The organism is Neisseria flavescens (assembly GCF_005221285.1).
Classification (GTDB): Bacteria; Pseudomonadota; Gammaproteobacteria; order Burkholderiales; family Neisseriaceae; genus Neisseria; species Neisseria flavescens.
In genome coordinates, this window is record NZ_CP039886.1 from 943,205 (window position 1) to 969,585 (window position 26,381).

Here is a 26,381-nt window from a genome sequence, read left to right on the forward strand (position 1 = left end):
ATAATGAATACCACCTCTACCAAACAACTAGGCTTTACGCTGGTTGAGATGATGATTGCCGTCGCCATCTTAGCCATCCTGAGCGTCATTGCCATTCCGTCTTACAACCGCTACATTGAACGAGGCTACCAATCACAAGCGCATGCCGAGTTAGTCGCCATCAATTCTGCTTTTAAAAATAAGATGGTTAAAAATCCAAAGTGGAAAACTGCCGAGATTAAAACTCAGTTGGATGACTTTATTTTCAAATACAAAGGCCATAAAGATTTGGCAGACAAATACAAATACTCTGCCGAAATGATTGATACCAATAAAAGCCGAGCCTATCGTTTGAAAGCCATTCCCACAAAAACAGGCTATACCCTTTCTGTTTGGATGGATAGTTTGGGTAATGCTTACAAATGCACTGATATTGACTCTGCCAATAATTTCAAAACCGCAATGACCAATGGCGAAGGCTGCGAATCGGTTTCCAAAAAGAAATCTTCTTAGTCTGACAAATATAAAAAAGCAGTGTCATTTTATCGACACTGCTTTTTTTATTTTACTGCTTCCAATCATCGTCTCGGCGTTGGCGTTTCAACAAAATCCTGACTGCGCCATCATTGCCTTGTCGAGGCTCGACATAAGCCAATACATCAGGATGCTGCATCAACCAGCGGCGCGTCATATTTTTCAAAACCGGTTTATAGCCTGCTGAACCTAAGCCGCTACCATGGACAATCTCGCCGCAAATGCCGCGTTTTTTCGTAAACTCAATAAATTCGTTCAATACCTGCTGCGCTTCTTCCTGCGTATAGCCATGCAAATCCACATCAGCCACAACAGGATAATGACCGTTTCGCAAACGCATCAAATCATTTTTACCCTGCCCGTTTTTACTGAACGAAGCCGGCGGTTCTTCCCAGCCGCCGCTGCCCACATAAAAATAATCTTCCTGCTCCAAAGTTGCCATTTCTTTAGGTCGCGGCTTGATAGGTGATTTATCACGGGGCTGTTCATAATAGTTGCCGGCATTTTTCAACGGCGTAACCTTACCAACTGCCTTGCTGAAATCTACATCCTCTACCTGCTTTTTAGCCTTCGCTTCGGCTTCCCGCTCCGCGGCTTCCTTTTTCGCCTGTTTGCCCAAAGCCTTCAGCGTTTCTTGAAAGTTTGCCGTCATGGTTTGTCCTTTCCAAAAAATTGACTGTACCCATTATAGCAAACTCGGCCACAAGGCCGTCTGAAAGACTCTTATCATCGCTTCCTGTTTAGGGTATAGTATTAACGCATTGTCAGTCTTACAAAAGAGAGAAATCATGTTTAAACGCCCGGAAGAAATCATCGTCTTGATACTTGCCCTATTATGGGTCGGACTCAGCTACTACTTTGCCGCCATCCTGATTTCAGATGCCTACACCATTCTCCTGATTACCGTACTGACTTTCGTTTGGGTGGCCATCTGTTTCCTTTTGTGGCAACGCAACTTAAGCCGTCATATTTGGCCGCTGTTCCTCGGCAGCCTGGTTGCCTGCTGGTGGCCGTACTTCACTTGGCTTGCAAGCGATGTTCCCGAAGGTACATGGTATTCAGGCTGGACATTCAAATCCATTATCGCCCTGATTCCCGTTGTTGCCGCTTATCTCTTCAAGTGGAAACGGAGCCGAAAAAACAAAATTGCCAACACCATTGCCTGATACCTCGCGCCGTCTTTTTCAGACGGCGTTTTCCATATCTGACATAACGCTCAGACTGTCAACAATCCCAATAAAATGCTATACTCTTCACACGATTTAACACCCTAAAACAGGCCGTCTGAAAGACTTATCAAGATGATCAGCAAACAAGAATACCAAGCCCAAGCCGCACAAGGTTACAACCGCATTCCACTCGTTCAAGAGCTGCTTGCCGACTTGGACACACCGCTCTCAATCTACCTTAAACTTGCCAACAAGCCTTTCACCTACCTGCTCGAATCCGTTGTCGGTGGCGAACGCTTCGGACGCTATTCCTTTATCGGCCTGCCTTGCAGCCACTATCTCAAAACCAGCGGCAAACATGTCGATGTATATCAAAACGGCGAAATCGTCGAACAACACGACGGCAATCCCCTGCCCTTTATCGAAGCCTTCCACAACCGCTTCAAAACGCCCGAAATTCCAAGCCTGCCGCGCTTTACCGGCGGCCTGGTCGGCTATTTCGGTTATGAAACCATCTACAATTTCGAACATTTTGCCCACCGCCTGAAACATACGGCCAAAGCCGATCCCCTCGGTACGCCCGACATCCTCCTGATGCTCTCGCAAGAGCTTGCAGTAGTGGATAATCTAAGCGGCAAAATCTACCTGATTGTTTATGCCGATCCGTCTCAAGCCAACGGCTACGAACGCGCACGCGAACGTCTTGAAGACATCCGTACCCAGCTACGCCAAAGTTGCGCCATTCCGCTTTCCCTCGGCAGCAAGCAAACGCAAGCAGTCAGCGAATTTGGAGAAGAACCTTTCAAAGCCTGCGTCAACAAAATCAAAGACTACATCTTTGCAGGCGACTGCATGCAGGTTGTTCCCAGCCAGCGCATGAGCATGGAATTTACCGATAATCCGCTTGCCCTCTACCGCGCCCTGCGTACACTGAACCCATCGCCGTATATGTTCTACTACGATTTCGGCGATTTCCACATCGTCGGTTCTTCGCCTGAAATCCTCGTCCGCCGCGAACGCGACGACGTCATCGTCCGCCCTATCGCCGGCACGCGCCTGCGCGGCAAAACACCAGCCGAAGACCTTGCCAACGAGCAAGACCTGCTGAGCGATGCCAAAGAAATTGCCGAACATGTCATGTTGATTGACTTAGGACGCAACGACGTCGGCCGCATCAGTAAAACCGGCGAAGTCAAAGTCACCGACAAAATGGTGATTGAAAAATACTCCCATGTGATGCACATCGTCTCCAACGTCGAAGGCCGTCTGAAAGACAGCATGACCAACATGGACATCCTCGCCGCCACCTTCCCGGCAGGCACACTTTCCGGCGCACCCAAAGTCCGCGCCATGGAAATCATCGAAGAAGTCGAGCCGGGCAAACGCGGCATCTACGGCGGCGCCGTCGGCGTATGGAGTTTCAACAACGACATGGACTTGGCCATCGCCATCCGCACCGCCGTAGTGAAAAACAACACGCTATACGTCCAAAGCGGCGCGGGCGTGGTTGCCGATTCCAATCCTGAATCAGAATGGCAGGAAACGCAAAACAAAGCCCGTGCCGTCATACGCGCCGCGCAAATGGTTCAAGAAGGGTTGGATAAATGACTTTCAGACGGCCTGCGCTCTGAAATGACTAAATAACAAGATTATGATGCTAAACGAAAAACAACTAAAATCCATCAGCAAATTCCTCAGCTTTATCTTGCGCCATCATCCCGAGCAAATCGGTATTACTTTGGATAAAGACGGCTGGGTGGATATTGATACCCTGCTGACGCAGGTAAATCATCCCGAGCGCGGCTTTACGGGCAATCCGCTGACCTATGAAGTGTTATTGGAAGTGGTCGAAAACAACGATAAAAAACGGTTTACCCTTTCTGAAGACGGTAAACGCATCCGCGCGGCGCAAGGTCATTCGACGGCACAAGTTCAGGTCGAACACAAAGTGGCAACGCCTCCTCAAATTTTGTATCACGGTACGGCTGAGCGGTCTGTGCCGTCTATAATGGAACAAGGCCTGCATTCTGCCTCGCGCCATTTTGTCCATCTGTCTGCCGATGCTGCAACAGCCGTCAACGTCGGCTCCCGACACGGCAAGCCGGTTGTATTGACCATTGACACTGTCGCCATGCTTGCGGCAGGACATCAATTTTATTTGGCGGACAACGGCGTATGGTTAACTGAAAACGTTCCGCCGCAATTTATCGGCAAACTTTAAAACATCAGGCCGTCTGAAGCCGTAAAACCATTTTCAGACGGCCCGCAAACACCCTACCCAATTTCTTCATAAAGCGATTATCCATGAACACATCCCCCATCCTCCCTCCTGCTATGCTCGGCATTCTTGGCGGCGGACAATTAGGCAGAATGTTTACTGTTGCTGCCAAAACCATGGGCTACAAAGTAACCGTACTCGATCCCAACCCGAATGCGCCGGCAGCGGAATTTGCCGACCGCCATTTGTGTGCGCCGTTTGACAACCAAACCGCTTTGGAAGAATTGGCAAAATGTGCGGCTGTTACGACCGAGTTCGAAAACGTCAATGCCGATGCGATGCGTTTTCTCGCCAAACACACCAATGTTTCCCCCAGCGGCGACTGCGTTGCCATCGCACAAAACCGCATTCAGGAAAAGGCATGGATACGCAAAGCAGGCCTGCAAACCGCGCCGTATCAAGCAGTTTGCAGAGCCGAAGACATCACTGAAGAAAGCATACAATTTCTGCCCGGCATCCTGAAAACTGCCACTTTGGGCTATGACGGCAAAGGCCAAATCCGCGTAAAAACATTGGATGAACTCAAAGCCGCGTTTGCCGAACACGGCGGCGTGGATTGCGTTTTGGAAAAAATGGTGGACTTGCGCGGCGAAATTTCCGTTATCGTATGCCGTCTGAACAATGACAATGTGCAAACTTTCGACCCTGCCGAAAACATTCACGAAAACGGTATCCTCGCCTACTCCATAGTCCCAGCCCGACTGAGTGCCGACATTCAGCAACAGGCGCGACAAATGGCGCAGCGTTTGGCCGATGAATTGAACTACGTCGGCGTATTGGCGGTAGAAATGTTTGTTGTCGGCGATACGCATGAATTGGTCGTCAACGAAATCGCGCCGCGTCCGCACAATTCCGGCCACCATACCATCGACGCCTGCGCGGCAGACCAATTCCAGCAACAGGTTCGCCTGATGTGCAACCTGCCTCCTGCTGACACCAAATTGCTGACTTCTTGCTGTATGGCGAATATTTTGGGCGATGTTTGGCAGGAAGACGGCGGCGAACCGGATTGGCTGCCCCTGCAAAGCCGGCCGGACGCGCACCTGCACCTTTACGGCAAAAAAGCCGCGCGAAAAGGCCGCAAAATGGGGCATTTTACCGTCTTAGCCAACGATGCAGACAACGCGTTCCAAACCGCACAAGCCTTACATCAAAGCCTGTAACCTTACCCACTTTTTTCAGACGGCCTTTGATTGCCAAAGGCCGTCTGAAATCAATTTTTCCGACCATCCGCCATGAGCCTTCTGACCATCCTCCGTCCGGCAACCGAAAAAGACTGCCAAGCCATACACAACGCCCATCTGCATGCCGTTCAATACGCCTGCATCCGCAGTTACGATGAAACCATTATGCACACATGGGAAAGTCTGCTCGACATCAACAGCTATTTGGAAACCATCTCCGATAAAAACAAAGCTTTGTGGGTGGTCGAATACAAAGGGCTGATTCAAGGTTTCTTCCAAGTCGATTTCAAAGAAGCGCAACTGGACGCCTTATACGTCCATCCGCTCTTCCATAATCTCGGCTTGGGCACGGCCCTGCTCAGCCGCGCCGAAGAAATGGCACGAAATGCAGGCCTCAGCTTTCTCAAACTGTATGCCTCGCTCAATTCCGTGCCTTTCTATCGCCTCAACCGCTACGAGTCGCTCGGTACTGCCGTGTTGCAGCTGAACAAAACCGTCCGCGTCGAATGCGAATTGATGCGCAAATACCTGTAATTTCCCCTTCCGCCGTTGCTTTTTTTGAAAGAAACCGATGTCCCGAATTGCCGCCCTGCCCGACCATCTTGTCAACCAAATCGCCGCCGGCGAAGTGGTCGAACGCCCTGCCAACGCCCTGAAAGAAATCGTTGAAAACAGTATCGATGCAGGCGCGACGGCGATCGATGTCGAGCTGGCGGGCGGCGGCATCCGCCTGATTCGCGTCAGCGACAACGGCAGCGGTATCCATCCGGACGACATCGAACTCGCGCTCCACCGCCACGCCACCAGCAAAATCAAAACTTTAAACGATTTGGAACACGTTGCCAGCATGGGCTTTCGCGGCGAAGGTTTGGCAAGCATCGCCTCCGTCAGCCGCCTGACCCTGACCAGCCGTCAAGAAGACAGTTCGCACGCGACTCAAGTCAAAGCAGAAGACGGCAAACTCAGCAGCCCCACCGCCGCCGCCCACCCCGTCGGCACCACCATCGAAGCCGCCGAACTCTTCTTCAATACCCCTGCGCGACGCAAGTTCCTCAAATCCGAAAACACCGAATATGCCCACTGCGCCACCATGCTCGAACGCCTTGCACTGGCGCATCCGCACATTGCCTTCTCACTCAAACGCGACGGCAAACAAGTATTCAAACTCCCAACCCAAAGCTTGCATGAACGGATTGCCGCCATTGTCGGTGATGATTTTCAGACGGCCTCATTGGAAATTGACAGCGGCAATGGCGCGCTGCGGCTCTATGGCGCGATTGCCAAACCGACCTTTGCCAAAGGCAAAACCGACAAACAATACTGCTTCGTCAACCATCGTTTTGTCCGCGACAAAGTCATGCTCCATGCCGTCAAGCAGGCATACCGCGACGTATTGCACAACGCGCTGACGCCTGCTTTCGTCCTCTTTCTCGACCTGCCGCCCGAAGCCGTGGATGTCAACGTCCACCCTACCAAAACCGAAATCCGCTTCCGCGACAGCCGGCAGGTGCACCAACTCGTGTTCCACACGCTCAACAAAGCCCTTGCCGATACCCGCGCCGACCTGACCGAAAGCGTCAGCAACGCAGGTGAAGTGTTGCATGACATTACCGGCGTTGTCTCCACCCAAATGCCGTCTGAAAACGACAGCGAAAATTTATTTGATAGCGCATCCAACTACCCGACGGGCAACAAACCCGATACACGCAATGCCTTTGGTGCATCAGGCAAAACCGCGCCTATGCCTTACCAAGCCGCTCGTGCGCCGCAACAACGCAGCCTGTCCTTGCGCGAAAGCCGCGCAGCCATGAATACTTACGCCGAGCTTTACAAAAAAACCGACGACATCGACCTTGAGTTGAACCGATTAGAGCAGGCACGTTTCGGCAATATGCCGTCTGAAACGCCTACTCCCAAAACAGATGCGCCGCTTTCAGACGGCATCCCGTCCCAATCCGAACTGCCGCCGCTCGGCTTCGCCATTGCTCAATTACTTGGCATCTACATCCTTGCCCAAGCCGAAGACAGTCTGTTGCTCATCGATATGCACGCTGCCGCCGAACGCGTCAACTACGAAAAAATGAAACGCCAACGTCAAGAAAACGGCAATCTGCAAAGCCAGCGCCTGCTTATTCCCGTAACCTTTGCCGCGTCCCACGAAGAATGCGCCGCCCTTGCCGATCATGCCGAAACGCTGGCAGGCTTCGGTTTGGAATTGTCCGACATGGGCGGCAATACCCTTGCCGTCCGCGCCGTTCCCGCAATGTTGGGCAAATCCGATGTCGTCTCGCTCGCCAAAGACGTATTAAACGAACTCGCCCAAGTCGGCAGCAGCCAAACCATCGAAGAACACGAAAACCGCATCCTCGCCACCATGTCCTGCCACGGCTCAATCCGCGCCGGCCGCCGGCTCACCCTGCCCGAAATGAACGCCCTCCTGCGCGATATGGAAAACACGCCGCGCAGCAACCAGTGCAACCACGGCCGTCCGACTTGGGTCAAACTGACTTTAAAAGAATTGGATGCGTTGTTTTTACGCGGACAGTAACGCCGATAAAAAGGCCGTCTGAAAATGCTTTCAGACGGCCTTTTAACTTATTTGCCCTTAACGAATATCCATAGGCGCAAACGATTTCACGGTTTCATCGATTGCTTTAACACGGGTCAGGAAGTCTTCCAATTGGGCAAGCGGCAATGCGCTTGGGCCATCGCATTTGGCTTGGTCGGGATTGGCATGGGATTCAAGAAACAAACCGGCCAATCGGGTTGCCATACCGGCAAGCGCCAAGTCCAATACTTGGGCGCGACGTCCGCCTGATGCGGCGGCACCGGATTCGCGCGTTTGCAGGGAATGGGTGACGTCAAAAATAACGGGCAGGTTGTTACACGTTTTTTTCATCACACCAAAGCCGAGCATATCGACCACCAAGTTGTCGTAGCCGAAGTTTGCGCCGCGTTCGCACAAAATGATTTGCTCGTTGCCTGCTTCTTGGAATTTCTCAACGATGTTTTTCATTTGAGACGGGCTGAGGAATTGCGGCTTTTTGATGTTGATGACATTGCCGGTTTTCGCCATTGCCACCACCAAATCGGTTTGGCGCGCCAAGAAGGCAGGCAGCTGGATGACATCGCAGACTTCAGCAACCGGCTGGCATTGGTAAGGCTCGTGAACGTCGGTAATCACGGGAACGTTAAACTCGCGTTTCACCGCTTGAAAAATCTTCATGCCTTCGTCCAAACCCACACCGCGGAAAGAGTGGATGGAAGAGCGGTTTGCCTTGTCGAAAGAGGCTTTGAAAACGTAAGGGATGCCGAGTTTATCGGTGACTTTAACGTATTGCTCACAGGCTTTCAGCGTAGAGTCAAGGTCTTCAAGGACATTGATGCCGCCGAAAAGGGTAAAGGGCGCATCGTTGCTGACGGTGATGTTGTTGATTTGGATATTCACGGCAAAGCCTTTCAGATAAGTTGAATTTGGGAAACAGGCCGTCTGAAACGTTTCAGACGGCCTTTGTTTGAATATTACAACACAGTGTGCGGCGGCTCATAAGAAATCACGTCGCGGATTTTATTGTTCTCATCGACGAGGACGACTTTCGGCTCATGCGCTGCAATTTCGGGTTCGGACAACATGACGTAAGACATGATAATCACGATGTCGCCTTTTTGAACCAAACGCGCGGCCGCGCCATTGAGGCAAACGACGCCGCTGCCGCGTTCGCCGGGGATGGTGTAGGTTTCAAGGCGTTCGCCATTGTTATTGTTAACGATGGCGACTTTTTCGTTAACGCAAATACCTGCCGCATCCAGCAGGTCTTGGTCAACGGTAATGCTGCCGACGTAGTTGAGGTCAGCTTCGGTAACGGTGGCGCGGTGGATTTTGCCTCCGAGCATGGTACGGAACATGGGTTTCCTTTTTGATTGTGGGTTGATTTGCGGTTTTAACTTCTGGGAAGTTAAAACCGCTGTTTGTGTGATTGAGGATTAGTTATTAGGAAAGTCTGCTTCGTCAAACTCGGGTTCCGGGTCACTTTGAAGGACTTTTCCGTTTAATTTCAACTCGCTGTTTTGCAGAGTCAGATGGGTTTTGACATTATCGTTTTCTAAGGTCAAATATTTTTCGCTTGCCATGCTTTTGATGGTGCTGTCCACCATCAGGCGCAAGGTCTCGTTAATATCGTCGATGCTGGCGCGGCCTGCGGCTTCATCTTCGGCATTGACGCTAAACAGGCTGCTTGCTTGGTTGACGGCGAGCTGCTCCAACAATTTTTTCGGTACGCTCATGTTGAAGTCAGCTTCGGTTTTCTTCAGCATATCGCCCAAATTGTTGAGGTCTTTGGCTGCCAAACCTTTAAACGCGAGTTTGCCGCTGACATCGACATCACCATGAGGCATAGTGAATTTGAAGGTTTTGACGTTTAAAACCGGATTGTTGGTAAACAGGCCTGAAGCCTCGTTTTTGGCCGTCTGAATCAAGGAAGCCTGAATTTCTTCTTCGCTCATTTTCTTCACGGACACTTCGGCAATTTTGTTTTTCAATGCCAAAAGTGAAGCCGCATCCAAATGCTCGGCAGCGACGTTGATGTCCAGAGGGCCGTATTTGTCTTCGCCATAAGTCAGGCTTTCAAATTGGAAGCGGCCTTCGCTGTTGATGAATTTATCGACTTCGCCGGTTTGGGTATCGAAACGCAGTTTGCTGACTTCGATTTTAGACGGAGCAATCGTGCCGGTCGGATTGATGAATGCACCGATTTGCAGGTTGGTCACAAGGTTGACCAATTCGTTCAACTTAACGTTGTAATCGATGTTTTCTTTCCATTGCAACAGGAATTTATCCAGCGTAATACTGCGCTTACCCAAAGCAAGCTTGGTCAGGCCGTCTTCCGTTTCGGATTGGAAGCGCAGGTTTTCCAAAGACACATCGCCTTTATCGGCCAATTTGACTTGTAAAGACGGCGCAAGGTAATCGTGGCGATAGCTTTTGAAGCCTTGGCTGTAATCGGTATTGCCGCCAAAGCCTTTCCAGTTGAGCTTGATACCGGAGAGCTCTTCATAGTCGAAGGCGGGGATATTGAGGCTGAGTTTGCCGTCGCCGGAAAGATAAACCGTATTGGTCATGGTCAACGGCGCTTGCTGGCCGAAGAAGCGATCCAAAACTTTTTTGGTTTCCGGATGGTATTGAAACTCGGTTTCCACATGGGCGCGCGTGCCGAAGCCGCCGGCAAACGGGCCGTGTGTCACATGGTTGATAACCGTAATCGGCTCTTGCAGGACGGTTTTCAAATTGTCCGGCAGGTATTTTTGCGTATTTTGAAGCAGGGTCGGTTTGAGGCGGATGACGGTCGTCTCGGTTGAACTGAACCAGCCGCGATCGTATTGGTGGGACTCAACGGTCAGGAAACCGGATTCCTGCAACAGCTTTTGTTGCTCAGTCAGGCTTTCTTCCGTTTTGACACCAAGATAATAAGGCGTGCCGAGCGCAGCGGCGACAACGACGGCGGCAGTCGGGATAAGATACTTTTTCATCACTTCAAACAGATTAGGTTCAAAGCGTAAAGCATAGCATTTTTTAGCTGTTTTGTCTTATCCGCCGTTTCAGACGGCCTTTAGGTAAAGATTGTGATATTATGCAAATATAAACGATTTTCACACTTTTGGCAGACCTTACCCTATCTGCCAAGATGTCATTAAAGGTTTGCAAATGCTTTTATTCATTGATAATTACGACAGCTTCACCTACAACATCGTCCAATACTTTGCCGAATTGGGGCAGGAAGTTTTGGTTCGCTGCAACGATGAAATCACCATCGAAGAAATCGAAGCCCTGAAACCACAATATCTGGTCATCGGCCCCGGCCCTTGTTCCCCTAAAGAAGCAGGCATTTCTGTTGCAGCCATGCAGCACTTTGCCGGCAGGTTGCCCGTCATGGGCGTGTGTCTCGGCCATCAAACCATGGGCGAAGCGTTCGGCGGCAATGTCGTGCGCGCGCAAACGATGATGCACGGCAAAGTCTCCCCCGTTTTCCACCACGGCACAGGCATGTTTAAAGACCTGCCCAATCCGGTCAACTGCACGCGCTACCACAGCCTGGCCATCGACCGCGCCACCCTGCCCGACTGCCTCGAAATTACCGCGTGGACGGAAGACGGCGAAATCATGGGCGTACGCCACAAAGAATATGCCGTCGAAGGTGTACAGTTCCACCCCGAAGCCCTGCTGACCGAACACGGCCACGATATGCTGAAAAACTTCTTGGAAGAATTCAAAGACTATCATCCGCAAAAATCTTAATGAAAGGCCGTCTGAAAGGTGTTTGACAGTGTTCAAACCGCATTTTCAGACGGCCTGAATCACATCGGACACGAACAAAGGAAAAATCATGATCACCCCTCAACAAGCGATTGAACGCCTCATCAGCAACAACGAACTTTTCTACGATGAAATGACCGACCTCATGCGTCAAATCATGAGCGGCCAAGTTCCGCCCGAGCAAATCGCCGCCATCCTGACCGGCCTGCGGATTAAAGTTGAAACCGTTTCCGAGATTACCGCTGCAGCCAGCGTAATGCGCGAATTTGCCACCAAAGTGCCGCTGGAAAACGCCGATGACTTGGTCGATATTGTCGGCACAGGCGGCGACGGTGCCAAAACCTTCAATATCTCTACAACTTCCATGTTTGTCGCGGCTGCGGCAGGCGCGCAAGTCGCCAAACACGGCGGACGCTCCGTTTCTTCATCCAGCGGCGCTGCCGATGTCATGGAACAAATGGGCGCCAACCTCAATCTTACCCCCGAACAGGTTGCCCAAAGCATTCAGCAAACCGGTATCGGCTTTATGTTCGCGCCCAACCATCACAGCGCCATGCGCTATGTTGCCCCAGTCCGCCGTTCGCTCGGTTTCCGCAGCATCTTCAATATCTTGGGCCCGTTGACCAATCCTGCTGGTGCGGCAAACCAACTCTTGGGCGTGTTCCACATCGACTTGTGCGGCATTCTTTCCCGCGTATTGCAACAGCTTGGTTCCAAACATGTTTTGGTTGTGTGCGGCGAAGGCGGTTTGGATGAAATCACGCTGACCGGCAAAACCCGCGTTGCCGAACTGAAAGACGGCAAAATCACCGAATACGACATCAGCCCGGCCGATTTCAGCATGAAAGTCCGCCGCAATTTAGACGAAATCAAAGTCGAAAATGCGCAAGAATCCCTGCAAAAAATGAACGAAGTGTTGGACGGCAAAGCCGGTGCCGCACGCGATATCGTTGTCCTCAATGCCGCCGCCGCGCTCTATGCAGGAAATGTGGTTGCTTCGCTGGCAGATGGCGTCAAAGCCGCTCAAGAAGCCATCGACTCCGGCAAAGCCAAAGCCAAAAAAGACGAGTTTATCGAATTTGGCAAACAGTTTGCCTAAGCTTTAAAACCATAAAAAAGGCCGTCTGAAAATCTTTCAGACGGCCTTTTATTCTTTGGATATTAAAATTTGCTTTTAATATCATTAATCAGGCTTTCAGCTTTTTCTTTGGCTTCATCAACCAAATGCTCGGCTTCTTCTTTGCCTTTTTGCAAAACATCGCCGACTTTTTCTTCAATGTCGCCGACCACTTCTTTTACTTTGCCAACGCCTTGTTGAACCAAGCCCTCAGCTTCAAGTTTGGCATTGCCGGATACATCTCCAGCCACTTCTTTTACTTTACCGCTGATTTTATCTAATTCGCCGCTCATGGTCATACTCCTGGATTCAATGTTGATAGGATTAGTGCTGCATTACCTTATATCGGAGCTTCGCTTCAACTTTAAAGGCCGTCTGAAAGCCAAAACACGACAAAACGAGTTAAGTCAGGTTAGTCCATCTGTTTCAATATCGCCTCTGCTACTGCATTGCCTATCATCTGACTGCCGAACTCATTGAAATGAAGCCCGTCACACAGCATCACATCAGTCAAATCCTGCCCAAACATCAGACTGTATAAATCATTGACGGCAAAACCATATTGCCTTGCCAAATCCTCAGTCACACGGTTATAGGCCTTCAAGTCGGCCAGATAACGGCGCGAGGGTTTGACGATATTGTGTACGCTTTCCAAAAACGGCGTACTGCTCGCCCAAATAATTTTTGCACCTGTCTGTTTTAGATAATCGAAAATTTGGGTCAGGTTGTTGCGATAGGTTTCTATATCGGCCACCGGCTCATTACAGCCTTGATTGTGGCAGATGTCGTGCAAACCGCAGTTGATGTGGATAATGTCTCCCACAGTCGCGCCCTCTGTCCATTGCCCGATATGCTCTAACACATCATGCGACGAACGGCAGTTTTCCGATGGAGAAACAATATCCGCCTCAGGCAAAGCGGCGCGCGTGTAAGGCTCCGAAGCAAGCCGAACGGAATCGCCGATTAAGTAAACGGTCATTTTTGTTCTCCTCCCTTTATTTGAACAAACAGCAAGGCCGTCTGAAATATCACTTATATTATTATAAGAGTGCTATTTCAGACGGCCTTAACCTCAATCAAGTTCTATCGTTAAATCATAATTTAACGCTGACTGTTTTTATAAAAATCAGTTAATTGCTTGGCCTGTAATATGGGCAACCCAAAACGGTCGCTCACGGCTTTCAAATCCTTCCATTCCTGACCGCTCAGATTTTGCCCAACCCATTTGAGGTTTTCCGGATTGCTTTTGATTTTCTCAAAATACGCCTGCTTGCGTTTCCAGTTGCGCGACCACACCAGCAACATGGTAAAAATACATAAAACAATCAATACAATATTGGTAAACAACATCATGTCCATACGACATACTCCCGCTTGAGTTCCAAAATTAGAAAATATGGATTAAAGGCCGTCTGAAAAACAATCTTCAGACGGCCTTTATATTGTCACTCAATATTCACCCGTTTCAGGCGCAAGGCATTGCTCAACACGGAAACCGAGCTTGCCGCCATTGCCGCGCCTGCGATGACGGGGTTTAAAAAGCCGAATGCGGCGAGTGGAATGCCCAAGATATTGTAGAAGAAGGCGAAAAACAGGTTTTGCTTGATGTTCTTCAAAGTCGCCTGCGATACCAACAGTGCATCGGCGAGCTGGTTGACCGAATGCTGCATCAGCGTGGCGGAGGCGGTATGTTCGGCAACGTCCGCGCCGCCTTTCATCGCGAAGCTGACGTTGGCGGCGGCGAGTGCGGGCGCGTCGTTGATGCCGTCGCCGACCATCGCCACGGTTTTGCCGGCAGCTTTGAGTTTCTGCACTTCGGCGGCTTTGTCGCGCGGACTCATATTGCCGAAAGCGTGGGCGATGCTCAGTTGTTTGGCGACGTATTCGACCGTGCCTTGGTTGTCGCCGCTCATAATATAGACATCGATATTGTGTTTTTTCAGACGGCCTATGGCTTCGGCGGTATCGGCTTTCAACGCGTCGGCAAGTGCGAATGCGCCAATTGGTTTGTTATCGACTGAAACTGCAACAATGCTTGCAATCTCCCAAACGCCGTCTGAAAACTTCGGCAAGGTCAGTTCGGCAAATTCGGCTTTGCCTGCTTTCACCAAACCCACACCTTCCACTTCGGCGGTAATGCCTGCGCCGACAACGGTTTGCGCGTTTTGTGCGGCAGGAATGTCCAAGCCACGCGCTTGGGCGGCGGAAACAATGGCTCGGGCAAGCGGATGAGCAGCGTTTTGTTCGACGGTGGCGGCGATGCGGTACAAAGCGTCTTCGTCAAAGCCGCTGTCGGGAACGCAATAAACGGCGGCAACCTGCGGCCTGCCTTCGGTCAGCGTGCCGGTTTTGTCCAACACGACGGCATCAACGTGGGCAGCTTCTTCCATTGCCGCCGCATCTTTAAACCAAATGCCGTGTTTCACCGCTTTGCCCATGCCCACCATAATTGCAGCAGGGGTTGCCAAACCGAGCGCGCACGGGCAGGCAATCACCAAAACGGCAACGGCGTGCATCAACGCAACCGTCCAATCGCCCTTAATCAGCCAAGTGGCGATAAAAGTCAATAACGCAATGCCCACAACAGTCGGCACAAATACCGCCGCCGCCTTGTCTGCCACACGTGCAATCGGTGCCTTGCTGCCTTGCGCTTCGGAGAGCGCGTTCATCATGTCGCCGAGCAGGGTTTGACTGCCGAGCTGCGCGGCGCGGTACACCACGCTGCCTTCAGTCATCAGCGCGCCCGCCAACACTTTGCCGCCTGCTTTTTTCTCTTCGGGATTGGATTCGCCGGTGAGGTGGCTCTCGTCCGCCCAGCCGCTGCCGCTTTCGATAATGCCGTCGGCGGCAATACGTTCGCCGTGGTTGGCGCGGATAAGGTCGCCGATTTGTACTTGGTCGATGGGCACTTGTTTCCATTCGCCATCGCGTTGCACGTTGACTTGGGTTGGCGTGAGTTTGAGCAGCAAACCCAAGCTGTTCAGGCTGGATTTTTTGGTGCGGTGTTCCAAAAATTTGCCCAGCGACACAAAACCGATCACCATCACGCCTACTTCAAAATACACGTGCGCCATACCGTGCGCCGTGTGCGGGCTGAAAAACAGCATATAAACGGAATACAGGTAAATCGACACCGTGCCGATGGTAACCAGCACGTCCATATTCGCCAACCCGCCTTTAATACTCGCCCACGCGCTTTTGTAAAACGGGATTGCCAGCCAAAGTTGAACCACGCTTGCCAGTACAAATTGCCACAACGGCGGAATCATCCAATCGTGCCGACCAATCATCATGCCTGCCATGCCGATTAAGAACGGGATGTTGATGGCCAGCAAAAGCCATAATCTCCAGCCGATATGGTGTTCTGCTTCAGGTTGTGGCAATGTATCTTCCGTTTTTTCCTTTGCGCCGTAACCGGTTTTCTCAATGATTTTGGCAATGTCGGCTACCGACATTTTGCTGTCGTCAAACGTAACCTGTGCCTCCTCGCTGGCAAAGTTCACCCCTGCTGATTCGACAAAATCTTTTTTATTCAATACTTTTTCAATACGCGAAGCGCAGGCCTGACAGGTCATGCCTTCGATTTGGAAACGGACTTTTTGTTGCATGGCAAAGCCTCCTATTGATTGTTTGGCTCGTGTTTTTGTGTTTATGTATTATCAAACGAAAACGACATAATGGCAAAAAGTAAGTTATCAAGAGACAAAGGCCGTCTGAAATATTTCAGACGGCCTTTACTCAAAAATTCAATTTACAAGGCAGCGTCAAAGCCGCCGTCTTCTACGGCATCAATCAGCGCATCGGCATCTGTCTTGCTCTCATCAAAAGTAATCACTGCATTTTTGTTTTCCAAGCTGACTTCTGCTTTTTCCACGCCTTCTACGCCTTCCAAAAGACGGGTTACGCTTTTCACGCAGCCGCCACAGGTCATGCCGTCGATATTGAGGGTAACAGTTTGCATTTGTATTTCCTTTCATTCAAACAAATATGGTTGCCAAATACTTTACTCCTTACACAAACAGCTTGCAAATTCTTCATTAGGGCAGCCATCTGAAAAATGCAGATAGGCGTATAATAACGCCCTTTGCTTCACCAAACGGACATAATAATGACTTCAACATTGAAACAATGGGTTAGCGTATGCGCACTGGCGGTGGGGGCGTTTATTTTCAATACCACCGAATTCATTCCGATTGCGCTTTTGAGCGACATCGGTCAGAGTTTTGGCAAAGCGGCAACGGAAGTGGGCATGATGATTACGGTGTATGCGTGGATTGTTGCGCTCCTATCGCTGCCGCTGATGCTGATGACAAAAAACATCGAACGGCGCAAATTATTGCTGATGTTGTTTGCACTGTTCGCGCTGTTTCACGCGCTGTCGTTTTTTTCTTGGAACTTCAACATCCTCTTGGTCAGCCGTATCGGGATTGCGCTGACACACGCTGTCTTTTGGTCGATTACGGCTTCTTTGGCAGTACGGCTTGCGCCCACCAGCAAAACCAATCAGGCTTTGGGCTTGCTCAGTACGGGTACGGTTTTGGCGATGGTTTTGGGTATTCCGCTGGGGCGCGTGGTCGGTCAATACTTTGGCTGGCAGCTCAGCTTCCTGCTAATCGGGGTCTGCGCTGCCGGCGTAATGCTGGTATTGGCCAAAAACCTGCCTGCTTTACCCAGCCAAAATACCGGCTCTTTAAGCAACCTGCCGAGTTTGTTCAAGCGCCGCAATCTGATGCTGCTTTATGCCATGACGGTGTTGATTATTACGGCACACTTCACGGCATACAGCTATATCGAACCTTTTGTGTTGCAAGTTGGCGGATTTAAGGCTGAACAAGTCACCATCGTTTTGAGCCTGTACGGTTTGGCAGGCTTTGCCGCTTCTTATCTGTTTGGCAAATGGTTTGCCAAATCGCAACGCCTGTTTATGCTTGGCGCGGTGGCGGTCATCCTGCTCTCTGCCCTGCTGCTTCTGCCGTTTGCCTCTTTCCCTTATGCGGTGTATGCGCTGGTGTTTATTTGGGGCGTGGCCATCGTCATCGTCAGCTTGGGCATGGTGTCGAAAGTCTTGGCATTTGCCTCGGATGCAACAGATGTGGCCAACTCGATTTATTCAGGTTTGTACAATGTCGGCATCGGCGGCGGTGCGCTTTTGGGGCATTATGTAACCGTCTGGTTCGGCCTTTCCAATATCGGCATTGCCGGAGCCTTGCCGGCGGCGGCAGGTCTGGCCGTTTGCGGCTTGTTGTTTAAGGAACAAGACAATCTGACGCAAAACGTTTAAATCCATATAAATCAGGATGGTATTACTGACTCTGCCGTAATTTTGGCAGTTTTACCGATTTGTCCTGATTCTTGTTAACCCATGATGGGTCTTCATTCCGCCGGATAAGCAGTTTTCTTGCTGCTTATCCGGTTTTCATTTCATTTTTAAAAAATAATTTACAATTTATTTACACTACATCAAATTACAAATATACTGTCGCCTATTAGGCCGTCTGAACGTACGGCTGAAAAGAAAAACCAATCATGTTTCAGAGGAATACTTCATGGACTTACATGCAAAGGACAAAACCCAGCATCCTGAGAACGTCGAGCTTCTCAGTGCGCAGAAGCCGATTACCGACTTTAAAGGACTACTGACGACCATTATCTCTGCTGTTGTCTGCTTCGGCATTTATTACATCCTTCCCTACAGCCCCGATGCCAACAAAGGTATCGCGCTGTTGCTTTTTGTTGCGGCACTTTGGTTTACCGAAGCCGTACACATTACCGTTACCGCGCTGATGATCCCTATCCTTGCCGTTGTACTCGGCTTCCCGGATATGGACATCAAAAAAGCGATGGCAGGTTTCTCCGACCCGACGATTTACATATTCTTCGGCGGCTTCGCGCTTGCAACCGCCCTGCATATGCAGCGTCTTGACCGTAAAATCGCCGTCAGCCTGTTGCGCCTGTCCCGCGGCAATATGAAAGTTGCGGTCTTGATGTTATTTATCGTTACCGCCTTCCTGTCTATGTGGATCAGTAACACTGCGACTGCCGCGATGATGCTGCCTTTGGCAATGGGTATGATGAGCCACCTCGACCAGGAAAAAGAACACAAAACCTACGTCTTCCTCCTGCTCGGCATCGCCTATTGCGCCAGCATCGGCGGCTTGGGCACGCTCGTCGGCTCGCCGCCCAACCTGATTGCCGCCAAAGCCCTAAATCTGGACTTCGTCGGCTGGATGAAGCTCGGCCTGCCGATGATGCTGTTGATTCTGCCCTTGATGCTGTTCTCCATGTACGTCATCCTCAAGCCTAATTTGAACGAGCGCGTGGAAGTTAAAGCCGAATCGATTCCGTGGACTTTGCACCGCGTTATCGCATTACTGATTTTCCTTGCCGCTGCCGTCTCTTGGGTATTCAGCTCCAAAATCAAAGCCGCATTCGGTATTTCTAACCCTGATACCGTTATTGCCCTGATTGCCGCCGTTGCCGTCGTCGTATTCGGTGTGGCGCAATGGAAAGAAGTTGCCCGCAATACCGACTGGGGTGTTTTGATGCTCTTCGGCGGCGGTATCAGCTTAAGCGCGCTGCTGCAATCTTCCGGCGCATCTGAAGCACTGGGTCAACAGGTTGCTTCCACATTCTCCCATTCTCCTGCATTGCTGGTGATTTTCGTGGTTGCCGCCTTTATCATCTTCCTGACCGAGTTCACCAGTAACACGGCTTCTGCCGCCCTGCTTGTGCCCATTTTCGCCAGCATCGCCGCGCAAATGGGCCTGCCCGAACAAGTCTTGGTATTCGTCATCGGTGTTGGCGCGTCTTGCGCCTTCATGCTGCCGGTTGCCACACCGCCTAACGCGATTGTGTTCGGCACGGGCTTAATCAAGCAACGCGAAATGATGAATGTCGGCATACTGCTGAACATCCTCTGCGTAGTATTGGTTGCTCTGTGGGCATACTTCTTCCTGATGTAAATCCGATTCCCTAAAACGATGCCGTCTGACATAATCCGTTCAGACGGCATTGGATTTTCCGCAAGCCTCCCAATTTTGCCTGTGATTTTCAACGAAAGGAAACCCATGATTATCCTGCACACCAACAAAGGCGACATCAAAATCGAACTCGATTTCGACAAAGCCCCCGTTACTGCTAAAAACTTCGAGCAATACGTTAAAGACGGCTTCTACGACGGCGTAATCTTCCACCGCGTCATCAAAGGCTTCATGATTCAAGGCGGCGGCATGGATGAAAACATGAACGAAAAAGAAACCCGCGATCCGATTCAAAACGAAGCGTCCAACGGTTTGCCTAACGAAAAATACACCATCGCCATGGCGCGTACTTCCGATCCTCACTCTGCCAGCGCACAATTCTTCATCAACACTGCCGACAACGCCTTCCTGAACTTCCGTTCTAAAGAGCTGTACGGCAAAACCGTAGTCCAAGACTGGGGCTATGCCGTATTCGGTAAAGTCGTTGACGGTTTTGACGTTGTCGATGCCATCGAAGGCGTTTCTACCAAGCGTCACGGCTACCACGACGATGTACCAAGCGAACCTGTCATCATCACTAAAGCCGAAGTGGTTTAATTGATTTGATTTCCCATAAAAACAGCCTGTCCGAATTAAAAACAGACAGGCTGTTTTTCAATAATGACGCATACCGTCACACATCATAAGTACCAACCACGCATGCCGAATCCAACACATGGCCCTGCATGGCAAAATGCAGCTCATTAAAGCGGAAACCGCGCGGTAAATCCAAAACGGTATCCAGCGCGTACACAATCAGCTCATAACGATGGCGGTTGTTCGGTGGCGCCATGCCGCCGTAAAACGAGGCCTCTTCGATTTCAAATTTACCCAACGCGCTCGCCCAAGTATTCGCGCCCTGTATGAAATCTGTTGCAGAAATACTCTCATTTTCTGCCACTGAAGTGCGTTTCAAATCCGAAATCAACCAATGCGTCCATACAAAGCCAGATGCTGAAATGGCATCTTTATCTTCCAACACCACGGCAAACGATTTTGTTCCTTCAGGCGCATCTTCAATCTCAAAAGGAATCGAATAAGAAGGCATACCGCTCGGGCTGAACTGGCTGCCACGCTTGCCGTATTTGTCTTCAAATTCGCCGTTGACAATAGCTTTACTGCTGACTTTCATCTTATATCTCCCAATAGTAGGTTGGCTCATTCTAACAAACACCAAGGCCGTCTGAAAGATACTGCCGTTTTCACTTTCCCAATGTTGCATTTTCAGACGGCCTCCGGCAATATTCACAATTCGATCAAACACATTTGACATTCCATAGTATAATCCGCCGCATGAAAACTACACAGAGTACACATTATGGATTGGAAAGGTCATGAACAAAGCTAAAACGTCGAAGATCGCCGTGGAAGCCGTGGCGGCAGTGGCGGCAAAACGCCTGGCATACTCGGCATTATCGTGGTTTTGATCGGTACATATTACGGCGTGGATTTGAGCGGTTTGGTTGGCGGCTCATCTTCAATGGGCATTCCTACCCAGCAAGCTTCCCGACTCGACAGTCAACAAGAAGCCGAGTTGAACGAGTTGTCCCGTGTCGTCCTTGCTGAGACGGAAAAAGGCATGGAGCAAATATTTCCAACAACACGGCCAACGCTACACCCCGACGACCATGGTGTTGTATGAAGGCGGTACGTCCACTGCCTGCGGTACGGGCCAATCTGCCATGGGTCCGTTTTACTGCCTGGGCGACCAAAAAGTTTTTTGGATTTGAGTTTCTACGAAGACATGCGCACCAAACTCAAATCTGCCAGCGATGCCGCGTTTGCCTACGTTATTGCCCATGAAGTCGGCCATCATGTTCAAAACCTGCTCGGCATCCTACCTAAAGTCCACAAAATGCAACAGCAAGTCGGCAAGAAAGAGGCCAATGCCCTTTCCGTCAAACTCGAATTGCAGGCCGACTGTTTCGCCGGTATTTGGGGACACTACGCCGTCAACAACAATATCTTCAAAGCCGAAGACATTCAAAAAGCCATGCTGGCCGCCGAATCCGTCGGCGACGACCGCTTGCAGAAACAGGCTCAGGGCTATGTCGTTCCCGACAGCTTTACCCATGGCTCATCCGAAGAACGCATGACTTGGCTCAAGCGCGGTTTGGAAAGCGGCGACATCAACCAGTGCAACACTTTCAACAATTGATTCGTTCAAGCAACACTGTTCTTTGATGTAACGACAAAAGGCCGTCTGAATTTTTCAGACGGCCTTTTAGCCGTGTTAAAATAAGTCCCATTATTTCCCCTTAAATTTAAAGGAAATCCCTATGGCAAACATTGCCCGCGACATCTTCAAAGCCTACGACATCCGAGGCATTGTCGGCAAAACCCTGACCGACGAAGCCGCCTACCTCATCGGCAAAGCCATTGCCGCCCGAGCTGCTGAAAAAGGCATCACCCGCATCGCTCTCGGCCGCGACGGCCGTTTGAGTGGCCCCGGCCTGATGGCACAAATTCAACGCGGTTTCACAGACAGCGGTATCGACGTCCTCAACGTCGGCATGGTTGCCACTCCTATGCTCTACTTCGCAGCCATCAACGAATGCGGCGGCAGCGGCGTAATGATTACCGGCAGCCATAATCCACCCGATTACAACGGTTTCAAAATGATGCTCGGCGGCGACACGCTCGCAGGCGAAGCCATTCAAGAACTTTTAGCTATTATTGAGAAAGACGGTTTTGTTGCCGCCGACAAACAAGGCAGCGTAACCGAAAAAGACATCTCCGGCGAATACCACAACAACATCGTCGGCCACATCAAGCTCAAACGCCCGATGAAAATCGTGATTGACGCGGGCAACGGTGTCGGCGGCGCATTTGCAGGCAAACTCTACAAAGGTTTGGGCAATGAAGTGGCCGAACTTTTCTGCGAAGTGGACGGCAATTTTCCTAATCACCACCCTGACCCGTCCAAACCGAAAAACCTGCAAGACCTCATCGTCGAGCTTAAAAACAGCGATGCCGAAATCGGCTTGGCATTTGACGGCGATGCCGACCGCTTGGGCGTGGTCACCAAAGACGGCAACATCATCTATCCAGACCGCCAACTGATGCTTTTCGCGCAAGACGTATTGAGCCGCAATCCTAAAGCCAAAGTGATTTTCGACGTCAAATCCACCCGTCTGCTTGCGCCTTGGATTAAAGAACACGGTGGCGAACCTGTAATGGAAAAAACCGGCCACAGCTTCATCAAATCCACCATGAAAAAAACCGGCGCACTGGTTGCCGGCGAAATGAGCGGCCACATTTTCTTTAAAGAACGCTGGTTCGGCTTCGACGACGGTATGTATGCCGGCGCACGCCTCTTGGAAATCCTGTCTGCCTTCGACAATCCGTCCGAAGTGTTGAACAAGCTGCCGCAAAGCATTTCCACTCCGGAACTCAACATCGACCTGCCGGAAGGCAGCAACGGCCACAAAGTGATTGAAGAGCTGGCTGCCAATGCCAAGTTTGAAGGCGCGACCGAAATCATCACCATCGACGGCTTGCGTGTTGAATTCCCTGACGGCTTCGGCCTGATGCGTGCTTCCAATACCACGCCGATTTTGGTATTGCGTTTTGAAGCGGATACGCAAGAAGCGATTGAGCGTATTCAAAACCAATTCAAAGCAGTCATTGAAAGCAATCCTGCATTGAAATGGCCGCTGTAAGGGTTTAGGCTAAAAAAAGGCCGTCTGAAAATCATTTCAGACGGCCTTTTATATTAAACCTTGATGATTCCAAAGTTTGGAAACCAAGAATATCCCGGCTTAGTTATCCGACTTGCGCCAACTGTTGACGCATTTCATCGATAACGGCTTTGTAATCCGGTTTGCCAAAAATCGCCGAACCAGCCACAAACGTATCCGCACCTGCAGCCGCAATTTCAGCAATATTGTCTGTCTTCACGCCGCCATCGACTTCCAATGCGATATGGCGGCCGCTTTGCCGTTCATACTCGTCCAACATCTCGCGCACTTTGCGGATTTTCACCAGCGTATTCGGGATAAAACTTTGTCCGCCAAAGCCCGGGTTGACCGACATCAGCAACACCATATCCAGTTTGTCCAAAACGTTTTCCAGAATATTGACCGGCGTAGCGGGATTCAATACCAAGCCTGCCTGACAGCCGTATTCTTTAATCAAACCCAAGCTGCGGTCGACATGGCGGCTGGCTTCAGGATGAAAGGTAATGATATTGGCACCGGCTTTGGCAAACGCATGAATCAAATCGTCCACCGGCTCAACCATCAAATGCACATCGACCGGCACGGTTGCATACGGTTTCAAAGCCGCGCAAACCATAGGGCCGAAAGTCAGATTCGGCACATAATGATTGTCCATCACGTCAAAATGAATCAAATCCGCACCGGCGCGGATCACTTCGGCAACCTCTTCTCCCAAACGGGCAAAATCGGCAGACAAAATACTGGGGGCAATACGGTAGTCGGTCATCTTTATTCTCCTAAAGTGTGTTCTTTTGTCATTATCGCATTTTTAACCCTATGTTGTATGCTGCCGACAACATCTCTACCGTCATTTTTATGAATTTACATTTCATATACATTAATGAAACTTATAATCACATAGTAAGGCTTTGAAAATAAATTATTAGATTACATACATCTGCAAAAAAATCTAACATCATTAACAAAAGTTAACTGCATTGATACTGCCTTTCACACGCTTATCGGTTATATTTCCAAACCTGATGAAACATTAGGAAAACACCGTGTCTGTCGCACTTTCCCGCTATCCGACTTTTACTTTCTTAGCACTCACCCTACTCTGTTCCAGTCTGCCTGCACATGCCGGTCCGTTTCTGGCCACTTTGGACGACTTCCACCCGAATTGCGACATCCGACAGCTCAATTTATCTGCCGACCAACACGCCGCCCTGCGCCGCCTGCGTACCGACTTCAAACAAATCAACGATAAAGCCTACCGCAAAACCGTACGCTCCGACCGCAACCGCCGCCAAACCATCATCAAAATCCTCTCCGGCGACTCATTCGACTCAAACGCCGCCCGCGATTATGTTGAAAACCGCTACCTCTCCAGTATGGACTATGCGGTGGATGAAATGGAAATCCAATACCGCCTCTACCATCTGCTCAATCCGCGCCAACGCCAGCAATGGTTGTCTTCATGCTTGCACTGATGGATAAATAAAAATACAAAAAGGCCGTCTGAAACCATATTCAGACGGCCTTTACTTTTTCAGCCTTAATCCAACACTCTTTCTTCCGGCAACCGGCCTGCCCAGTCGCAGGCAAACTGCCATGCCGAGCGGCCTGAACGGCTGCCGCGCATTTGCGCCCATTGCAACGCGGCTTGACGCGCCGTATCGTCAAAAGTCACATTGAAATCGTCCAACCAGTTGGCTACGGCGGTCAAATAATCGTTTTGATCGAAAGGATAAAAACTCAGCCATAAGCCGAAGCGGTCGGAAAGGGAGATTTTCTCCTCAATGGCCTCTTTCTGATGGATCTCGCCGCGAGTGCCCGTAGTACCGCCGTTTTCATCCATGTATTCGGGAATTAAATGACGGCGGTTGGAAGTAGCATAAACCAAAACATTGGTGCAACGTTGCGACAGTCCGCCGTCTAAAGCAGTTTTCAAAGCTTTATAGGTTTCATCACCGGTTTCAAACGACAAATCATCGCAGAAAACGATAAATTTCTCGGGACGTTCGGACAACAGCGTCAACAAAGCCGGCAAGCTGATTAAATCACTTTTATCCACCTCAATCAGACGCAGGCCGCGCTCGGCGTATTCGTGCAACAACGCTTTAACCAAGGAGGATTTACCCGTACCGCGCGCGCCGGTCATCAAGACATTATTTGCAGGACGGCCTGCCAAAAATTGCTCGGTATTGCGTTTCAGCCTGTCGGTTTGCGAACCGACTGCCGCCAATCTGCTCAAAGGAAACGTATGCGGACGCGGCAGGCTTTCCAAAATACCTTTTTTGCCCACGCTGTGCCAACGGTAGGCCAAAGCACGCCAGTCTGTTTTACCGGCTTCGTCAGGCAGGATTAAATCCAGACGGTTTAAAACGGAATTAGCTTTTTTCAAAAAATTGGATAATTTCATTTCGGCTCTCTTTTTTCAGACGGCCTTTTGTGCCAATACACGCATCACGGTATCGACAACGGCTTGGGTTTGCGGATCGATTTCAATATTGATGAGGTCGCCTTCTTTGCGGTTGCCAAACAAGGTACGCTCCAAAGTCTCCGGAATCAGGTGTACGCAAAATTCGCTGTCGCTGACTTCGCCTATGGTCAGGCTGCAACCATCCAAACCGACAAAGCCTTTGGTCAAAATGTAGGGCTTAAGGTTTTCCGGCAGCTCAAACCAAACGGTACGGTTGAACTCGCCGGATTCGATACGGGAAATTCGGGTAACCGCCATCACATGGCCGCTCATCACATGGCCGCCGATTTCGTCGCCAAACCGCGCCGCGCGTTCCAAATTGACACTGTCGCCGACTTTCAAGCTGCCAAGATTGGTTTTGCGTAAGGTTTCGTCCATCAAATCAAAGCTGACTTTATTGCCGTCGATTCGGGTAATGGTCAGGCAGCAGCCATTGTTGGCGACAGAGGCGCCGGTTTGCAGATTGTCGGCGATTTCGGGGGGCAGCTCGACAGTGTGGGTACGAAAGTCGGGCGAAGGTTGAACGATGTCTGTAATTTTGCCCATGCCTTGTACGATGCCTGTAAACATGATGTCTTCTTTCTGATGGTACGATAAGGCGGATATTGTAGCATTTTCCAGGCACAAAGGCCGTCTGAAAGCGGTGA

Annotated in this window: 28 protein-coding genes and 1 pseudogene; 16 read left to right on the forward strand and 13 right to left on the reverse strand. The window is 50.4% G+C overall.

Going from position 1 to position 26,381, the window contains the following annotated elements:
* Window positions 1-3 precede the first annotated feature (3 nt).
* Complete coding sequence (locus FAH67_RS04865; RefSeq protein WP_003678961.1) at window positions 4-492, forward strand: PilX family type IV pilin; 489 nt, start codon at window positions 4-6, stop codon at window positions 490-492.
* A gap of 52 nt (window positions 493-544) precedes the next feature.
* Here the strand turns inward: FAH67_RS04865 and FAH67_RS04870 are convergent, their stop codons facing one another.
* Window positions 545-1,165 (reverse strand): Smr/MutS family protein, encoded by a 621-nt coding sequence (locus FAH67_RS04870; RefSeq protein WP_003678959.1) that lies wholly within the window; start codon window positions 1,163-1,165, stop codon window positions 545-547.
* Between the two features lie 136 nt (window positions 1,166-1,301).
* Between FAH67_RS04870 and FAH67_RS04875 the strand changes: the two genes are divergently transcribed.
* The 6 genes from FAH67_RS04875 to mutL all read left to right on the forward strand — a co-directional run bounded on the left by FAH67_RS04875 (window position 1,302) and on the right by mutL (window position 7,692).
* The gene (locus FAH67_RS04875) at window positions 1,302-1,679 is read left to right on the forward strand and encodes a hypothetical protein (RefSeq protein WP_003678957.1); all 378 of its coding nucleotides are present in this window, start codon (window positions 1,302-1,304) and stop codon (window positions 1,677-1,679) included.
* A gap of 135 nt (window positions 1,680-1,814) precedes the next feature.
* On the forward strand, window positions 1,815-3,290 hold the full coding sequence (gene trpE / locus FAH67_RS04880; RefSeq protein WP_039863485.1) for an anthranilate synthase component I: 1,476 nt from the start codon (window positions 1,815-1,817) through the stop codon (window positions 3,288-3,290).
* Window positions 3,291-3,333: 43 nt separating this feature from the next.
* Entirely contained in the window at window positions 3,334-3,903 is a 570-nt protein-coding gene (locus FAH67_RS04885; protein WP_003678950.1) for an RNA 2'-phosphotransferase, read from the forward strand.
* 83 nt (window positions 3,904-3,986) lie between these two features.
* A complete protein-coding gene (locus FAH67_RS04890; RefSeq protein WP_039863484.1) occupies window positions 3,987-5,123 on the forward strand; it encodes a 5-(carboxyamino)imidazole ribonucleotide synthase in 1,137 nt (378 codons plus the stop codon).
* A 72-nt stretch (window positions 5,124-5,195) separates the two neighbouring features.
* Window positions 5,196-5,678, forward strand: a complete 483-nt coding sequence (locus FAH67_RS04895) for a GNAT family N-acetyltransferase (protein WP_003678948.1) — start codon at window positions 5,196-5,198, stop codon at window positions 5,676-5,678.
* A gap of 37 nt (window positions 5,679-5,715) precedes the next feature.
* Window positions 5,716-7,692 carry a DNA mismatch repair endonuclease MutL gene (gene mutL, locus FAH67_RS04900; RefSeq protein WP_003678947.1) on the forward strand — a complete coding sequence of 659 codons (1,977 nt, stop codon included), beginning with the start codon at window positions 5,716-5,718 and terminating at the stop codon, window positions 7,690-7,692.
* Window positions 7,693-7,749: 57 nt separating this feature from the next.
* Here mutL and kdsA read toward each other — a convergent pair whose 3' ends face one another.
* From kdsA to FAH67_RS04915, 3 genes are all read right to left on the reverse strand, one after another.
* The gene (gene kdsA / locus FAH67_RS04905) at window positions 7,750-8,592 is read right to left on the reverse strand and encodes a 3-deoxy-8-phosphooctulonate synthase (protein WP_036472435.1); all 843 of its coding nucleotides are present in this window, start codon (window positions 8,590-8,592) and stop codon (window positions 7,750-7,752) included.
* Between the two features lie 74 nt (window positions 8,593-8,666).
* The gene (gene panD, locus FAH67_RS04910; RefSeq protein ID WP_003678944.1) at window positions 8,667-9,050 is read right to left on the reverse strand and encodes an aspartate 1-decarboxylase; all 384 of its coding nucleotides are present in this window, start codon (window positions 9,048-9,050) and stop codon (window positions 8,667-8,669) included.
* 78 nt (window positions 9,051-9,128) lie between these two features.
* Window positions 9,129-10,670, reverse strand: a complete 1,542-nt coding sequence (locus FAH67_RS04915; RefSeq protein ID WP_003678942.1) for a YdgA family protein — start codon at window positions 10,668-10,670, stop codon at window positions 9,129-9,131.
* A gap of 175 nt (window positions 10,671-10,845) precedes the next feature.
* Between FAH67_RS04915 and FAH67_RS04920 the strand changes: the two genes are divergently transcribed.
* Both FAH67_RS04920 and trpD read left to right on the forward strand, forming a co-directional pair.
* Window positions 10,846-11,436: an aminodeoxychorismate/anthranilate synthase component II gene (locus FAH67_RS04920; RefSeq protein WP_003678938.1), complete on the forward strand. Its 591-nt coding sequence runs from the start codon at window positions 10,846-10,848 to the stop codon at window positions 11,434-11,436.
* Window positions 11,437-11,524: 88 nt separating this feature from the next.
* Complete coding sequence (trpD, locus tag FAH67_RS04925; protein WP_003678936.1) at window positions 11,525-12,553, forward strand: anthranilate phosphoribosyltransferase; 1,029 nt, start codon at window positions 11,525-11,527, stop codon at window positions 12,551-12,553.
* Window positions 12,554-12,615: 62 nt separating this feature from the next.
* Here trpD and FAH67_RS04930 read toward each other — a convergent pair whose 3' ends face one another.
* The 5 genes from FAH67_RS04930 to FAH67_RS04950 form a co-directional block, all read right to left on the reverse strand.
* Window positions 12,616-12,864, reverse strand: a complete 249-nt coding sequence (locus FAH67_RS04930; protein WP_039863483.1) for a CsbD family protein — start codon at window positions 12,862-12,864, stop codon at window positions 12,616-12,618.
* Between the two features lie 119 nt (window positions 12,865-12,983).
* Window positions 12,984-13,550, reverse strand: coding sequence for an SGNH/GDSL hydrolase family protein (locus FAH67_RS04935; RefSeq protein WP_003678930.1), 567 nt, complete (start codon window positions 13,548-13,550; stop codon window positions 12,984-12,986).
* A 122-nt stretch (window positions 13,551-13,672) separates the two neighbouring features.
* A complete protein-coding gene (locus tag FAH67_RS04940) occupies window positions 13,673-13,930 on the reverse strand; it encodes a hypothetical protein (protein ID WP_003678928.1) in 258 nt (85 codons plus the stop codon).
* 86 nt (window positions 13,931-14,016) lie between these two features.
* Window positions 14,017-16,179: a heavy metal translocating P-type ATPase gene (locus FAH67_RS04945; protein WP_003678926.1), complete on the reverse strand. Its 2,163-nt coding sequence runs from the start codon at window positions 16,177-16,179 to the stop codon at window positions 14,017-14,019.
* Window positions 16,180-16,322: 143 nt separating this feature from the next.
* Complete coding sequence (locus FAH67_RS04950; RefSeq protein ID WP_003678925.1) at window positions 16,323-16,532, reverse strand: heavy-metal-associated domain-containing protein; 210 nt, start codon at window positions 16,530-16,532, stop codon at window positions 16,323-16,325.
* Between the two features lie 147 nt (window positions 16,533-16,679).
* Between FAH67_RS04950 and FAH67_RS04955 the strand changes: the two genes are divergently transcribed.
* The 3 genes from FAH67_RS04955 to FAH67_RS04965 all read left to right on the forward strand — a co-directional run bounded on the left by FAH67_RS04955 (window position 16,680) and on the right by FAH67_RS04965 (window position 20,148).
* Window positions 16,680-17,852 (forward strand): sugar transporter, encoded by a 1,173-nt coding sequence (locus tag FAH67_RS04955; RefSeq protein ID WP_003678923.1) that lies wholly within the window; start codon window positions 16,680-16,682, stop codon window positions 17,850-17,852.
* A 265-nt stretch (window positions 17,853-18,117) separates the two neighbouring features.
* Window positions 18,118-19,533, forward strand: a complete 1,416-nt coding sequence (locus tag FAH67_RS04960; RefSeq protein ID WP_003678920.1) for an SLC13 family permease — start codon at window positions 18,118-18,120, stop codon at window positions 19,531-19,533.
* A 105-nt stretch (window positions 19,534-19,638) separates the two neighbouring features.
* Window positions 19,639-20,148: a peptidylprolyl isomerase gene (locus tag FAH67_RS04965; RefSeq protein ID WP_004519830.1), complete on the forward strand. Its 510-nt coding sequence runs from the start codon at window positions 19,639-19,641 to the stop codon at window positions 20,146-20,148.
* A 76-nt stretch (window positions 20,149-20,224) separates the two neighbouring features.
* On the opposite strand, the gene FAH67_RS04970 is transcribed toward FAH67_RS04965, so the two are convergent.
* Window positions 20,225-20,722: a YbhB/YbcL family Raf kinase inhibitor-like protein gene (locus tag FAH67_RS04970; RefSeq protein ID WP_039863482.1), complete on the reverse strand. Its 498-nt coding sequence runs from the start codon at window positions 20,720-20,722 to the stop codon at window positions 20,225-20,227.
* 270 nt (window positions 20,723-20,992) lie between these two features.
* On the opposite strand from FAH67_RS04970, the gene FAH67_RS12245 reads away from it, so the two are divergent.
* From FAH67_RS12245 to FAH67_RS04980, 3 genes and pseudogenes are all read left to right on the forward strand, one after another.
* The gene (locus tag FAH67_RS12245; RefSeq protein WP_341869383.1) at window positions 20,993-21,232 is read left to right on the forward strand and encodes a neutral zinc metallopeptidase; all 240 of its coding nucleotides are present in this window, start codon (window positions 20,993-20,995) and stop codon (window positions 21,230-21,232) included.
* Window positions 21,219-21,748: pseudogene (gene ypfJ, locus FAH67_RS04975) on the forward strand (KPN_02809 family neutral zinc metallopeptidase). The gene FAH67_RS12245 and the pseudogene ypfJ overlap by 14 nt, the downstream one beginning before the upstream one ends.
* A gap of 121 nt (window positions 21,749-21,869) precedes the next feature.
* Window positions 21,870-23,252, forward strand: a complete 1,383-nt coding sequence (locus FAH67_RS04980) for a phosphomannomutase/phosphoglucomutase (protein WP_003678908.1) — start codon at window positions 21,870-21,872, stop codon at window positions 23,250-23,252.
* 103 nt (window positions 23,253-23,355) lie between these two features.
* Here the strand turns inward: FAH67_RS04980 and rpe are convergent, their stop codons facing one another.
* Complete coding sequence (gene rpe, locus FAH67_RS04985) at window positions 23,356-24,036, reverse strand: ribulose-phosphate 3-epimerase (protein ID WP_003678905.1); 681 nt, start codon at window positions 24,034-24,036, stop codon at window positions 23,356-23,358.
* Window positions 24,037-24,313: 277 nt separating this feature from the next.
* On the opposite strand from rpe, the gene FAH67_RS04990 reads away from it, so the two are divergent.
* Window positions 24,314-24,742: a Spy/CpxP family protein refolding chaperone gene (locus FAH67_RS04990; protein ID WP_003678904.1), complete on the forward strand. Its 429-nt coding sequence runs from the start codon at window positions 24,314-24,316 to the stop codon at window positions 24,740-24,742.
* 65 nt (window positions 24,743-24,807) lie between these two features.
* Here FAH67_RS04990 and FAH67_RS04995 read toward each other — a convergent pair whose 3' ends face one another.
* Window positions 24,808-25,674, reverse strand: a complete 867-nt coding sequence (locus tag FAH67_RS04995; RefSeq protein WP_003678901.1) for an ATP-binding protein — start codon at window positions 25,672-25,674, stop codon at window positions 24,808-24,810.
* Between the two features lie 15 nt (window positions 25,675-25,689).
* A complete protein-coding gene (locus tag FAH67_RS05000) occupies window positions 25,690-26,304 on the reverse strand; it encodes a riboflavin synthase (protein ID WP_003678900.1) in 615 nt (204 codons plus the stop codon).
* Between the last annotated feature and the right edge of the window lie 77 nt (window positions 26,305-26,381).